This is a genomic window from Neisseria sp. 23W00296 (assembly GCF_044772855.1).
Classification (GTDB): Bacteria; Pseudomonadota; Gammaproteobacteria; order Burkholderiales; family Neisseriaceae; genus Neisseria.
In genome coordinates this window covers 2,018,666-2,032,485 of sequence record NZ_CP173024.1, presented here as the reverse complement: position 1 = coordinate 2,032,485, position 13,820 = coordinate 2,018,666, and the positions used below count along the sequence as shown (strand labels likewise).

Annotated in this window: 12 protein-coding genes; 9 read left to right on the top strand and 3 right to left on the bottom strand. The window is 58.4% G+C overall.

Annotated elements, in window-relative coordinates:
- Positions 1 to 75: 75 nt before the first annotated feature.
- The 4 genes from rpsG to rpsJ all read left to right on the top strand — a co-directional run bounded on the left by rpsG (position 76) and on the right by rpsJ (position 4,286).
- Entirely contained in the window at positions 76 to 549 is a 474-nt protein-coding gene (gene rpsG / locus ACG2K1_RS10110) for a 30S ribosomal protein S7 (protein ID WP_009424946.1), read from the top strand.
- Between the two features lie 18 nt (positions 550 to 567).
- Complete coding sequence (gene fusA, locus ACG2K1_RS10105) at positions 568 to 2,673, top strand: elongation factor G (protein ID WP_009424947.1); 2,106 nt, start codon at positions 568 to 570, stop codon at positions 2,671 to 2,673.
- A gap of 91 nt (positions 2,674 to 2,764) precedes the next feature.
- Complete coding sequence (gene tuf / locus ACG2K1_RS10100; RefSeq protein ID WP_094031176.1) at positions 2,765 to 3,955, top strand: elongation factor Tu; 1,191 nt, start codon at positions 2,765 to 2,767, stop codon at positions 3,953 to 3,955.
- A gap of 19 nt (positions 3,956 to 3,974) precedes the next feature.
- Complete coding sequence (rpsJ, locus tag ACG2K1_RS10095; RefSeq protein WP_002642322.1) at positions 3,975 to 4,286, top strand: 30S ribosomal protein S10; 312 nt, start codon at positions 3,975 to 3,977, stop codon at positions 4,284 to 4,286.
- A gap of 199 nt (positions 4,287 to 4,485) precedes the next feature.
- Here rpsJ and argB read toward each other — a convergent pair whose 3' ends face one another.
- Both argB and mltG read right to left on the bottom strand, forming a co-directional pair.
- On the bottom strand, positions 4,486 to 5,376 hold the full coding sequence (gene argB, locus ACG2K1_RS10090; protein ID WP_395429151.1) for an acetylglutamate kinase: 891 nt from the start codon (positions 5,374 to 5,376) through the stop codon (positions 4,486 to 4,488).
- A gap of 382 nt (positions 5,377 to 5,758) precedes the next feature.
- Positions 5,759 to 6,754: an endolytic transglycosylase MltG gene (mltG, locus tag ACG2K1_RS10085; RefSeq protein ID WP_009427460.1), complete on the bottom strand. Its 996-nt coding sequence runs from the start codon at positions 6,752 to 6,754 to the stop codon at positions 5,759 to 5,761.
- A 138-nt stretch (positions 6,755 to 6,892) separates the two neighbouring features.
- Between mltG and ACG2K1_RS10080 the strand changes: the two genes are divergently transcribed.
- The 5 genes from ACG2K1_RS10080 to galU all read left to right on the top strand — a co-directional run bounded on the left by ACG2K1_RS10080 (position 6,893) and on the right by galU (position 13,113).
- Positions 6,893 to 7,318, top strand: coding sequence for a DUF4870 family protein (locus ACG2K1_RS10080; RefSeq protein WP_395429150.1), 426 nt, complete (start codon positions 6,893 to 6,895; stop codon positions 7,316 to 7,318).
- 80 nt (positions 7,319 to 7,398) lie between these two features.
- Positions 7,399 to 7,947: a 1,6-anhydro-N-acetylmuramyl-L-alanine amidase AmpD gene (gene ampD, locus ACG2K1_RS10075; RefSeq protein ID WP_395429153.1), complete on the top strand. Its 549-nt coding sequence runs from the start codon at positions 7,399 to 7,401 to the stop codon at positions 7,945 to 7,947.
- Between the two features lie 84 nt (positions 7,948 to 8,031).
- Positions 8,032 to 9,510, top strand: coding sequence for a cell division protein ZipA C-terminal FtsZ-binding domain-containing protein (locus ACG2K1_RS10070; protein WP_395429149.1), 1,479 nt, complete (start codon positions 8,032 to 8,034; stop codon positions 9,508 to 9,510).
- Positions 9,511 to 9,653: 143 nt separating this feature from the next.
- A complete protein-coding gene (ligA, locus tag ACG2K1_RS10065) occupies positions 9,654 to 12,170 on the top strand; it encodes an NAD-dependent DNA ligase LigA (RefSeq protein WP_395429148.1) in 2,517 nt (838 codons plus the stop codon).
- Positions 12,171 to 12,237: 67 nt separating this feature from the next.
- The gene (gene galU / locus ACG2K1_RS10060) at positions 12,238 to 13,113 is read left to right on the top strand and encodes a UTP--glucose-1-phosphate uridylyltransferase GalU (protein ID WP_395429147.1); all 876 of its coding nucleotides are present in this window, start codon (positions 12,238 to 12,240) and stop codon (positions 13,111 to 13,113) included.
- Positions 13,114 to 13,180: 67 nt separating this feature from the next.
- On the opposite strand, the gene ACG2K1_RS10055 is transcribed toward galU, so the two are convergent.
- Entirely contained in the window at positions 13,181 to 13,681 is a 501-nt protein-coding gene (locus ACG2K1_RS10055) for a hypothetical protein (RefSeq protein ID WP_395429146.1), read from the bottom strand.
- Positions 13,682 to 13,820: the final 139 nt, after the last annotated feature.

Below are 13,820 nucleotides of genomic sequence, written 5' to 3'. Positions count from 1 at the left end.
AAACGGCCGAGTAAGTGGATGTCCCGATGGGCATTCATGGGGCAAGTCCCCGACTGAATAGTTAAAGGAATTGAAATGCCAAGACGTAGAGAAGTCCCCAAGCGCGACGTATTGCCCGATCCTAAGTTCGGCAGCGTTGAATTGACCAAATTTATGAACGTACTGATGATTGACGGCAAAAAAGCCGTTGCCGAGCGCATCGTATACGGCGCGCTTGAGCAAATCGCTAAAAAAGTACAAGGCAAAGAAGCCATTGAAGTCTTCAATGAAGCTATTGCCAATGCCAAGCCTGTTGTGGAAGTGAAAAGCCGCCGTGTCGGTGGTGCGAACTACCAAGTCCCTGTTGAAGTCAGACCTTCACGCAGATTGGCTTTGGCAATGCGCTGGGTGCGCGATGCCGCACGCAAACGCGGCGAAAAATCAATGGATCTGCGCTTGGCGGGCGAATTGATCGATGCCTCCGAAGGCCGTGGCGGCGCAATGAAAAAACGCGAAGAAGTACACCGCATGGCCGAAGCCAACAAAGCCTTCTCCCATTTCCGTTTCTAAATTTGAAAGGCTGAAAAAATGGCTCGTAAAACCCCAATTAACCTGTATCGCAATATCGGTATTTCCGCGCATATCGATGCAGGTAAAACCACTACTACCGAACGTATCCTGTTTTATACCGGGCTGACCCACAAATTGGGCGAGGTGCACGATGGTGCGGCTACTACCGACTATATGGAACAAGAGCAGGAGCGCGGTATCACAATCACGTCCGCTGCCGTAACTTCCTACTGGTCAGGTATGGCCAAGCAGTTCCCTGAGCACCGTTTTAACATTATCGACACTCCGGGACACGTGGACTTTACCGTCGAAGTAGAACGTTCCATGCGCGTGCTGGACGGTGCCGTTATGGTTTACTGTGCTGTGGGCGGCGTTCAGCCCCAGTCTGAAACCGTATGGCGTCAGGCCAACAAATATAAAGTTCCGCGTTTGGCCTTTGTAAATAAAATGGACCGTCAAGGCGCCAATTTCTTCCGTGTTGTCGAACAGATGAAAACCCGTCTGCGCGCCAATCCCGTGCCGATCGTGATTCCCGTTGGTGCGGAAGACGGTTTCGAAGGTGTCGTTGACCTGTTGAAAATGAAAGCTATCATTTGGAACGAAGCCGATAAGGGCGTGACTTTCGAATATGGCGACATTCCTGCCGATTTGGTCGATACCGCTGAAGAGTGGCGGCAAAACATGATCGAAGCCGCAGCAGAGGCCAATGAAGAATTGATGGACAAATACTTGGGAGGTGAAGAGCTGACCGAGGAAGAAATCGTTGGTGCTTTGCGTCAGCGCACTCTGGCAGGCGAGATTCAGCCGATGTTGTGCGGTTCTGCCTTTAAAAATAAAGGTGTGCAACGTATGCTGGATGCCGTTGTCGAATTGCTGCCTGCACCTACCGACATTCCGCCGGTACAGGGCGTTAATCCCAACAGCGAAGAACCCGATAACCGTCAGGCTGCCGATGAAGCTCCGTTCTCTGCGTTGGCGTTCAAAATGCTGAACGACAAATATGTCGGACAATTGACCTTCATCCGCGTTTACTCCGGTGTTGTCAAATCGGGCGACAACGTATTGAACTCCGTAAAAGGCACACGCGAGCGCATCGGCCGTTTGGTGCAGATGACCGCCGCAGACCGTACGGAGATTGAAGAGGTCCGCGCAGGCGACATTGCCGCTGCCATCGGCCTGAAAGATGTAACTACAGGCGAAACCCTGTGTGCCGAAAACGCTCCCATTATTTTGGAACGCATGGAATTCCCCGAGCCGGTGATTCACATTGCTGTCGAGCCGAAAACCAAGGCCGACCAAGAGAAAATGGGTATTGCCCTGAACCGCTTGGCTAAGGAAGATCCTTCTTTCCGTGTGCGCACGGACGAAGAATCCGGTCAGACCATTATTTCCGGTATGGGTGAGCTGCACTTGGAGATCATTGTAGACCGCATGAAGCGCGAATTCGGTGTTGAAGCCAATATCGGTGCGCCTCAGGTGGCCTACCGCGAAACCATCCGCAAAGAAGTCGAATCCGAAGCCAAACACGTCAAACAGTCCGGCGGTAAAGGCCAGTACGGTCACGTTGTGATCAAAATGGAGCCGTTGGAACCGGGCGGTGCGGGCTACGAATTTATCGACGAGATCAAAGGCGGTGTGATTCCGCGTGAATTCATTCCGTCAGTAGATAAAGGTATCCGCGACACCCTGTCTAACGGTATTGTTGCCGGTTACCCTGTTGTCGACGTCCGTGTCCGCCTGACCTTCGGTTCGTACCACGATGTGGACTCTTCGCAGATTGCATTTGAATTGGCTGCTTCCATGGCCTTTAAAGAAGGTATGAAAAAAGCCAACCCCGTTCTCCTCGAGCCGATTATGGCAGTGGAAGTGGAAACTCCCGAAGAGTACATGGGCGACGTAATGGGCGATCTGAACCGTCGTCGTGGCATTGTATTGGGTATGGACGACGACGGTATCGGCGGCAAAAAAGTCCGTGCCGAAGTGCCTTTGGCGGAGATGTTCGGTTACTCAACCGATTTGCGTTCCGCCACCCAAGGCCGCGCCACTTACTCCATGGAGTTTAAAAAATACGCGGAAGCGCCCGCCCATGTGGCCGCAGCCGTAACCGAAGCCCGCAAAGGCTGATTCGGTACCCCGCCAGGCCGTCTGAAGATTCTGGAATCCGTTTCAGACGGCCTTTGTTCTTTGTGATCTTTATTTGTAAAGGAATTAGCTCATGGCTAAGGAAAAATTCGAACGCAGCAAGCCGCACGTAAACGTCGGTACCATCGGTCACGTCGACCACGGTAAAACCACCCTGACCGCCGCACTGACCACCATTTTGGCCAAAAAATTTGGCGGCGCGGCCAAAGCCTACGACCAGATTGACAATGCCCCGGAAGAAAAAGCCCGCGGCATCACCATCAACACCTCCCACGTAGAATACGAAACCGAAGGCCGCCACTACGCCCACGTAGACTGCCCGGGTCACGCCGACTATGTGAAAAACATGATTACCGGTGCTGCCCAGATGGACGGCGCGATTCTCGTATGTTCCGCAGCCGACGGCCCCATGCCGCAAACCCGCGAACACATCCTGCTTGCCCGTCAGGTAGGCGTACCCTACATCATTGTCTTCATGAACAAATGCGACATGGTTGACGACGAAGAGCTGCTGGAGCTGGTTGAAATGGAAATCCGTGACCTGCTCAACAGCTACGAATTCCCGGGCGACGACGTGCCGATCATCAAAGGTTCCGCACTCAAAGCACTGGAAGGCGACACTTCCGACATCGGCGAAACCGCTATCTTTGCATTGGCCGACGCACTGGACAGCTACATCCCGACACCCGAGCGTGCCGTGGACAAACCCTTCCTGCTGCCGATTGAAGACGTATTCTCCATCTCTGGCCGCGGTACCGTAGTAACCGGCCGCGTAGAGCGCGGTATCATCCACGTCGGTGACGAAATCGAAATCGTCGGTCTGAAAGAAACCCAAAAAACCACCTGTACCGGTGTCGAAATGTTCCGCAAACTGCTCGACGAAGGCCAGGCAGGCGACAACGTCGGCGTACTGCTGCGCGGTACCAAACGCGAAGAAGTGGAACGCGGCCAGGTATTGGCAAAACCCGGTACCATCACCCCGCACACCAAATTCAAAGCTGAAGTGTACGTACTGAGCAAAGAAGAGGGTGGTCGTCACACCCCGTTCTTCGCCAACTACCGTCCCCAGTTCTACTTCCGTACTACCGACGTGACCGGTGCGGTTACTCTGGAAGAAGGCGTGGAAATGGTTATGCCGGGTGAAAACGTAGCCATCACAGTCGAACTGATTGCTCCGATCGCCATGGAAGAAGGTCTGCGCTTCGCCATCCGCGAAGGCGGCCGTACCGTCGGTGCGGGTGTTGTGTCTACCGTAATCGCTTAATTTGAAGGATAACGAATCAATGGCAAACCAAAAAATCCGTATCCGTCTGAAAGCCTACGATTACAGCCTGATCGACCGTTCCGCACAGGAAATCGTTGAAACTGCCAAGCGTACCGGTGCCGTTGTCAAAGGCCCGATTCCGCTGCCGACCAAAATCGAACGTTTCAACATCCTGCGTTCGCCGCACGTGAACAAGACTTCCCGCGAACAGCTGGAAATCCGTACCCACCTGCGCCTGATGGACATCGTGGATTGGACCGACAAAACCACCGATGCGCTGATGAAGCTGGATCTGCCGGCCGGTGTGGACGTGGAAATCAAAGTCCAATAATCTGCTTGCAGCGGTAAAGAAAAGCCGAACGGGAAACCGTTCGGCTTTTTGTGTGCGTAGATGCTTCGGCCACATAAATGGCACGCGGTTGGTTAGCGGATAACGGAAGAGGCCGTCTGAAAGCGCGGCTTTGACTTCGCCGAAGCTGCGCTTTCAGACGGCCTTTGTTCCGCCAATTCGGGTAGGGACGGCGCTTTGCTCAATCTTCCCGACCCAAAATCATTGTGCCGATGCCCGTGTCCGTGAACACTTCCAAGAGCAGGGCGTGCAGGATGCGGCCGTCGATAATGTGCACCGCCCGTACCCCGTTGGTGGCGGCGTCTACGGCGGATGCGATTTTCGGCAGCATTCCGCCGTGCAGTGTGCCGTCGGCTGTCAGCTCGGTAATGCGGCTCGGTGTCAGCTTGGTGAGCAGGCGGCCGGATTTGTCCAGCACCCCCGTGATGTTGGTCATCATCAGCAATTTTTCCGCGCCCAATTCCTCGGCCAGTCTGCCGGCCACCAAGTCGGCATTGATATTGAACGCCTCCCCCGCGCTGCCGACGCCGATGGGGGCAATGACCGGGATGCCGCCGCGTTCGATAACGGTGTGCACCAGCGCCGTGTCGATGCTGTCCACCTCGCCGACCTGGCCGATATCGACGCGGCCTTGCGGCGTGTCCAGCAGCAGCTTTTTGGCGCGGATGAAGTGGCCGTCGCGGCCGGTGATGCCGATGGCGCTGCCGCCGTTTTGGTTGAGCAGCGAGACGATTTCTTTGTTGACATGGCCGCCGAGCACCATTTCCACAATGTCCATCGTTTCGGCATCGGTGACGCGCATGCCTTGGACGAATTCGCCTTTTTTGCCGATTTTTTCCAGCATTTCGTTAATCTGCGGCCCGCCGCCGTGGACGATCACGGGATGGATGCCGACCAGTTTCAGCCAGGCCACGTCTTTGGCGAACCCCTCTTTCAGGTGTTGCTCGGTCATGGCGTTGCCACCGTATTTGATAACGAAAATGTTGCCGGAGAAACGGCGGATGTAGGGCAGGGCTTCGGCCAGGATGTCGGCTTTGAGCTGCGGAGAAACCTTGTCGGTGGGTTTGTGCATATCGGAATCCTCTATTGTTGTCGTTGGCAGGCTGCGGATTGTACCGCAGGCCGCGGTACAGCGGAGGGAGGCCGTCTGAAAACCGCGAATGCGGTTTTCAGACGGCCTCACGTTTTCAGACGGCCTCACGTTTTCAGACGGCCTCACGTTTTCAGACGGCCTCACGTTTTCAGACGGCCTCACGTTTTCAGACGGCCTCACGTTTTCAGACGGCCTCACGTTTTCAGACGGCCTCACGTTTTCAGACGGCCTCACGTTTTCAGACGGCCTCACGTTTTCAGACGGCCTCACGTTTTCAGACGGCCTCACGTTTTCAGACGGCCTCACGTTTTCAGACGGCCTCACGTTTTCAGACGGCCTCACGTTTTGGCTGCGCCGAAGCCTATTTGCGTTTCAGAATGTAGCGGCGCACGGCGGCGTTGTGTTCGTCGAGGGTGTGGCTGAACTGGCTTTTGCCGCTGTTGTCCATTTTGGAAACGAAGTAGAGGTATTTTTCCGCCGAGGGGTGGGCGGCGGCTTCGAGGGCGGCTTTGCCGGGCAGGGCGATGGGGGTGGGGGTGAGGCCGGATCGGGTGTAGGTGTTGTAGGGGGTGTCGCGCTGCAAATCGGCTTTGCGGATGCGGCCGGCGTAGGCGTCGCCCATGCCGTAGATAACGGCGGGGTCGGTTTGCAGGCGCATGCCGCTGTTGAGGCGGTTGACGAAGACGGCGGCGACGTGGCGGCGGTCGTCGGGGTGGGCGGTTTCCTTTTCGATGATGCTGGCCATGGTGAGCAGCTCGTAGGGGGTTTTGTAGGGCAGGCCGCTTTGGCGCTCGTCCCAGGCGGCGGCGAGGTTGTTCTGCATGGTGCGGTAGGCCAGGCGGTAGATTTGCAGGTCGCTGCCGCCGGCGTCGGTTTCGTAGCTGTCGGGGGCGAACAGGCCTTCGGCGTGCGCGGCGGGGGCTTCGGGGTCGATTTCTTTGAGCAGGCGCTCGTCGCTCCAGCCTGCGGTGTCGTGTTGCAGATCGGCGGTGTTGTCGATGATTTTGCGCATTTGTGCGAAACGTGTGCCTTCGATGATGCGTATGGTGACGGTGTCGGTGTCGCCGCGTTTGAGTTTTTGCAGAATCTGCCAGGCGGAGGCGGTTTGCGGCAGTTTGTAGCTGCCGCCGCGCAGTTTGTTGTGGGTGCCGGTGAGGTAGGCGGCGGCGGTGAGGACGTGGCGGCTGTAGATAACGCCGTCGGCTTCGAGGCGGCTGCCGACGGCGGAGATGCCTTGCCCGCTGCCGATTTTGAGGCGGTAGGGTTCGGGGCGGGTTTTCGGCGCGAACAGCAGGGCGGCAAAGGCGGCGGCTGCCGATATGAGGGCGGCGAAAACCGTATAAAACACTTTTTTCATAACGGGATAGGCGCAAAACAAAGGGCGGCAGTATAAAGGCAACGGCTGCGGCGGGCAATTTCAGACGGCCTGTTTGCTTCGTCGGCGCGGCGCGGGTAAAGTGCGGCTTTTGACATTTTGTGCGGCGAAGGAGCGGCAATGGACAGACAAAACGGCAATGCGCGCTATGATGTGATCGATGTCGAACCTGTGCGCGTGGAAACGCGGCAGGACGGCGTGCCCGATGCGGCTGAGGAGCGGCGGCGCAACTATATGTATGTGATTTACGGCCTGTATGCGGCGGCGGTGTTCACCGGCGGCATGGCGGCGCTGATCGGCGTTATCATCGCCTATGTCAAAGGTGACGATATGGCGGGCACGTTTTATGCCGACCATATCCGTTTTCTGATCCGCACGTTTTGGGGCACGCTGCTGGGCTTTGCCGTCGGCGGCGTGCTGTCCGTTATTCTTATCGGCATACCGATACTCTGGCTGGCTTCGTTGTGGTATCTCTTCCGCGTTGTCGTCGGCATTGTGCGCCTGCTCGACAACCGCCCGGTTACGCCCGACGGCTGGCTGATGTGAGGCCGTCTGAAAACCAATCTTCCCCGTGGAGGCCGTCAGATGCTTTTTCAGACGGCCTGCACGAACATTGGAGCAAAACGATGAACGAATGGAACCAAGGCCGCTGGCAGGGCGCGCGGCAGGCATTTTCGCCCAACTGCGAGCCGCGCCCCGCAGGAGAGCGCGTCACGCTGGCGGTGATACACAATATTTCGCTGCCGCCTTTCGAATACGGCACGGGTGCGGTGGAAAAGCTGTTTGCCAACCAAATTGACGAAGCGGAACACCCGTTTTTCAGCGTGATTAAAGACTTGCGCGTGTCCAGCCATTTCTTTATCGCGCGCACGGGCGAGACAGTGCAGTTTGTTTCCTGCGACGACACGGCCTATCACGCGGGCGTGTCGTCGTTTCGCGGGCGGGAAAAATGCAACCTGTTTTCCGTCGGCATCGAAATGGAAGGCTGCGACTTCGAGCCGTTTGCCGACGCGCAATACCAAAGCCTGCGCTGCCTGCTGGTCGCCCTTTGCGCGCAGTATCCGATTGAAGCCGTTACCGGCCATGAGCACATCGCCCCCAGCCGCAAAAGCGACCCCGGCCGTTTTTTCGATTGGGACGCCGTTGCCGCATGGGGCTTTCAGACGGCCGTCTGAAACCGGGCGGCGGCCAAAAGTGATGAAGATTGCGGTTTTCCGTTATAATCGCCGCCGTTTGATTCACAACCCGCAGACAAACATATGGACGGAAAAATCTGGATTGCGGCGGCATTCGGCCTGCTGATTATCCTGGGCGTGATCGCCTACAACATGTATCAGGAAAACCAATACCGCCGCCGTATGCGCGAGCAGTTCGGCAGTTCCGACAAAGACGCCCTGATGGAAAGCCACACCAATTCGGTGCGCGACGGCAAAACGCACGGCGCGGCCGCCATCCGGCAGGAGGAGCAGGGCAGACAGGGCAGGCCGCTGGTGGTCGTGCGCGAAGCCGACGTTTCCCAAATCGAAACGCCCGCCGCCGAAGCGCCGCAGCCGTCCGAAAAACCCGCCGTGCCGCAGCCCGAGCCGAATGCCGCCGACCTGTTCGACGAAGCACAGAGGCTGTCTGAAAACGCCGATGCCGTGGCGGAAAACGAAGAAGATGGAGAAGGAGAAAGCGAAGAAGAGCGCCGCCCGCTCTCCTTTGCCGAAAAACTCGAACGCGAACGCCGCCTCGCCCGCGAAAAAGCCGCCAAAGTCATGGCGCAGATTCTCTCCGACCGCAAACCCGAAGCCGAAGAAAACGAGCCCGTCCTGCAAGAAGAGGGCACGGCCGAAAACGCCTACGCCTTCGCCACTGTCGGCAGCCCCGAACATGCGCAGGAAAAAGCCGCCCGCAAAGGCCGCCTGCTGATGGACTTGGACGACATGGTCAAACAGGAATTGCCCTGGTTCGAGCCCCGCTTCGACTACATGGCCTACATCGCCCTGCGCGAGCCGCAGGAATTCCGCACCCTGCCGCGCTTCTCCGGCCGCCACCGCTTCCGCATCGCCGGCTGCACCATGGACGGCCTGTGGCAGGAAGTCGAACCCGTGCCCAACGTTTACTACCAGGGCTTTATCGTCGCCATGCAGGCCATCTCGCGCAAGGGGCTGGCCACCACGCAGGAGTTGGAAGATTTCGGCCGGCAGGTGGACGAATTTGCCGGCAAACTCGATGCGGGCATGAAACTGATGGACATCCCCGCTTTCCTCGAAACCGCCCGCCCGCTCGACGAATTGTGCGAGCGCGTCGACCAAACCATCGCCATGCACCTGATTTCGCGTACTTCCGTCAGCGGCAGCGAACTGCGTGCCGCCGTGGAACGCGCAGGCTTCGCCCTCGGCCACGACGGCGCCTTCCATCTCGACGGCGGCGACGGCCGCACGCTGTTCAGCATTGTCACCATGGACGGCAGCGCCTTCACCGCCGCCCTTTTGGCCTCACAACCCTACAAAGGCTTCAGCATCCTGTTCGACATCCCCAACGTGCCCGCAGGCAGCAAAAACTTCGACCGCTTCATGGATCTGACCGTGCGTTTTTCCAGCGAACTGGGCTTGGATTTGGTGAACGACAAACTGGAAGAGCTGTCGATGGAATGGCTCAAAGACGTCGGCCGCTACGTTGCCGCGCGTCAGGACGAAATGCTGAAAGTCGGCATCGAACCCGGCGGCGAGCTGGCGCAGCGCCTGTTTTCGTAAACGCCGCGCAGGCCGTCTGAACGCAAAAGGCCGTCTGAAAAGTTTTCAGACGGCCTTTGAACAGCCCGTAAAAAACACCTTTTCCCAATCATTGTGAAACCGCGCTTTCAGACGGCCGTCTGAAACCCCCATCCCATCACGCCATGAACGACACCGCACAAAAAATCCGCGAATTAACCGACCTCATCAACCGCTACGGCTACGAATACTACACGCTCGACGCGCCCAGCGTGCCCGATGCCGAATACGACCGCCTGTTCCGCCAACTCGAAGCCCTCGAAGCGGCGCATCCCGAGTTGAAACTGCCCGACAGCCCCACCCAGCGCGTCGGCGGCGCGCCTTTATCGGGCTTTGACGAAGTGCGCCACGAAGTCCCCATGCTTTCGCTTACCAACGCCTTTTCGCCGCAAGACGCACAAGGCGCGTTCGACCATGCCGAAATGCTGGCGTTTGACGAGCGCGTGCGCGGCGGCTTGGGTGGCGCCAATCCGCAATATGTCATCGAACCCAAGTTCGACGGCCTCGCCATCAGCCTGCTCTACCGCGACGGCGTATTGGTGCAGGCGGCCACGCGCGGCGACGGTGCAACGGGCGAAGACGTTACGCAAAACGTGAAAACCGTCTCCAACATCCCGCTGCGGCTGCACGGAGAAAACACGCCCGCGCTGATCGAAATACGCGGCGAAGTGTTAATGCTCAAAGCCGATTTCGCCGCACTCAACTGCCGTCAGGAAGAAGCCGGCCAAAAACCCTTTGCCAACCCGCGCAACGCGGCGGCGGGCAGCCTGCGCCAGCTCGATTCGCGCATTACCGCGCAGCGCAAACTGCATTTTTTCCCATACAGCATCGCGCGGCAGGAAGGCGGTTTTGCCGCCGAATCCCATATTCAGGAACTGGAATACTGCGGCACACTCGGTTTCAGCCTGCCCGAGGGCAATTACGGCTGTTTCGGCAATATCGCCGAAGTTTTGGCATTTTACGAACAAATGCAGCAAAAACGCCCCGCCCTGCCCTATGAAATCGACGGCATGGTCGTCAAGGTAAACAGTTTGGCGCAGCAGCGCGAACTCGGTTTCATCTCGCGCGCGCCGCGCTGGGCGATTGCGCACAAATTCCCCGCCGAAGAAGCCCTCACCACCGTGGAAGCCATCGACGTGCAGATCGGCCGCACCGGCGCGGTAACGCCCGTTGCCCGTTTGCAGCCCGTGTTTGTCGGCGGCGTTACCGTAACCAACGCCACGCTGCACAACCAAGACGAAGTGTCGCGCAAAGACGTGCGCGTGGGCGACACCGTGGTGGTGCGCCGCGCGGGCGACGTGATTCCCGAAGTGGTGCGCGTGATTTTCGAGCGGCGGCCGGTGCAGACCGCGCCGTCTGCTGCCGCTTCAGAGTGCGAAGCCTCCCGCCCTCGGGACGTCCAAAGCGATTTGTTCGACGCGGTACCGCCCCGAGAGCGGGAGGCTTCGCACTCTGAAAACGGCACGCCGCTTTATCCGCCCTACCGCCTGCCCGCGCAATGCCCCATCTGCCAAAGCCCCATCGAGCGCGAAGAAGGCGAAGCGGTGGCGCGTTGCAGCGGCGGTATGCTGTGCAGCGCGCAAAGGGCACAGGGTTTGATTCATTTTGCCTCGCGCAAAGCGATGGATATCGACGGTTTGGGGCAGAAACAAATCGAGCAGCTGGTGGCGCAAAACCTCGTGCGCCACTTTGCCGACCTCTACCGTCTCGACGTGCCGACACTGCAAAAAATGAAAGAGGCCGCCGAACAGGCCGAAAGGCCGTCTGAAAACGGCGGGGCAGATTCAGGCGGCCTCACGCAGGCTGTGGGCAAAAGCAAAAAACAGCCGACCAAGTGGGCGGAAAACATCCTCGCCGGCATCGAAGCCAGCAAAACGCCCGACCTCGCCCGTTTCCTGTTTGCCCTCGGCATCCGCCACGTCGGCGAGCGCACCGCCAAAACCCTCGCGCAGGCATTCGGCACACTCGACACCGTGCGCCGCGCGCCCGAACCCGTACTCGCCTGCCTGCCCGACATCGGCGAAGTCGTCGCCCGCTCCGTTGCCCACTTTTTCGCCCAAGACGCGCAGCAGGCCATGATAGACGAGCTGCTCTTTGCAGGCGTTGCGCCCAAAGCGCAAGCCGTCAGCCTGCGCGCGGCCGACTATGCCGAACCGCAACGCTGGCTCGCCCGTTTGCCCGGTTTCAAAATCAGCGAAACCAAAGCCCAAGCCCTGTGGGAACTTGCGGGCAAAAATGCCGACGCGCTCATTACCGACCAAGCCCTATCCGCCGACTGGCAGGCATGGCGCAGCGTGCCGCAAAACGCCGCCCTGTTGCGCCATACCGTCGCATTTTTAAACGAGCTGGCCGACAGGCCGTCTGAAAGCTCCGCAGACGGCGGAAACGGCGTTTCAGACGGCCTCAACGAAGCCGTAGCAGGCAAAACCTTTGTCCTCACCGGCACCCTGCCCACGCTCAAGCGCGACCAAGCCCAAGCCATGATTGAAGCCGCAGGCGGCAAAGTCTCCGGCAGCGTGTCGAAAAAAACCGATTACGTTGTCGCCGGCGAAGCCGCAGGCAGCAAGCTGGAAAAAGCCAACGCGCTGGGCGTGGCCGTGTTGGACGAAGCCGCTCTTTTGGCCATGCTCGGCCAAGCCTGACAACAATAAAGGCCGTCTGAAAACAGGTTTTCAGACGGCCTCCGTATGGAAAATATGAAAGAGACCGATGAACCCCAAGTCGATTAAAAAAGCCGTTTTCCCCGTCGCAGGCATGGGCACGCGCTTTCTGCCCGCCACCAAGGCCAGCCCGAAAGAAATGCTACCCATCGTCGATAAACCTTTGATTCAATACGCCGTCGAAGAAGCAATCGACGCGGGCTGCACCGAAATGGTGTTTATCACCGGCCGCAACAAACGCAGCATCGAAGACCATTTCGACAAAGCCTACGAACTGGAAACCGAATTGGCGGCGCGCAATAAAGGACAACTGCTCGAACATGTGCGCGACATTCTGCCTCCCAATATCACCTGCCTCTACATCCGCCAGGCCGAAGCGTTCGGTCTCGGCCACGCCGTCTTGTGCGCCCGCGCCGCCGTCGGCAACGAACCCTTTGCCGTTATCCTGGCCGACGACCTCATCGACGCCCCGCAAGGTGCGTTAAAACAAATGGTCGATATCTACAACCAAAGCGGCAACAGCGTCTTGGGCGTGGAAACCGTCGATCCCGCGCAAACCGGCTCCTACGGTATCGTCGAAGTGGAAAAACTGAAAAACTTCCAGAGCATTACCAACATCGTCGAAAAACCCAAGCCCGAAGAAGCCCCGTCCAATCTCGCAGTAGTCGGCCGCTACATCCTCACCCCGCGCATTTTCGACCTGCTCACCAACCTGCCGCGCGGCGCGGGCGGCGAAATCCAGCTCACCGACGGCATCGCCCGCCTGCTCGACACCGAACCCGTCCTCGCCCACCCCTTCTCCGGCAAACGCTACGACTGCGGCAGCAAACTCGGCTACCTCGAAGCCACCCTCGCCTACGGCCTCAAACATCCCGAAACGGGCGAAGCCTTCCGCAAGTTGCTTTCCCAATACGCGCAAGGTTAAACCCTGATACAGCAAAGTCCGTCTGAAAACCCCGAGTCAGGGTTTTCAGACGGCCTTTTTGTATTTGCTAAACCTCTTTTCGCCGCAAACGGCGGCGCAGCAGGAAATCGGCGGCGGCGTACAGGGCGAAGACAAGAACGAAGGCCGCACCGGCGTGGAGGAAGGTGAACAGCTTGAAATACAGCGGCACGACGCGGCCGTTTTCGATGCGGTAGCGCGTGGTTATCGTCCAGCCGCCGCCGCGGTCGGTCATTTGGTAGGTGTCGCCGCCGAGGACGCACAGCCTCATTTCCCGTTCGCGCCAGTCGCGGCAGACTGGTTCGGCAGAGGGCGAACCCGGCGGCAGGGTACACGGTTCGGCTTTCGCGCCCAAAGGCTCGGCGCGGCAGCCGCCCCGGCCGTCGGCTGCGGCGAAACGGAAACTTTGGTGTGGCGCGTCGCCCGCCGCGTAATGCTCGCCGGGTAGTTCGGACAAGCCGTAAGCAAGCGTCCACAGCAAAGGAAAAAACAGTAAAAATTGCAGCAGCCGCCACCAAAGCGGCAGCCGCATGCGCGGGGTGCGGGGCATGGTTGGCTTTCGGTTTGAAAAATGCGGCGATGATAGCAGAGCAGGCGGAGCAAAACGCTTTTACATAAAAAAACACAGCTGCCGGTTGCGCTTTGCAAACGGATTTTGTATATTCGTATTCAAATAAATACGAAAAGAG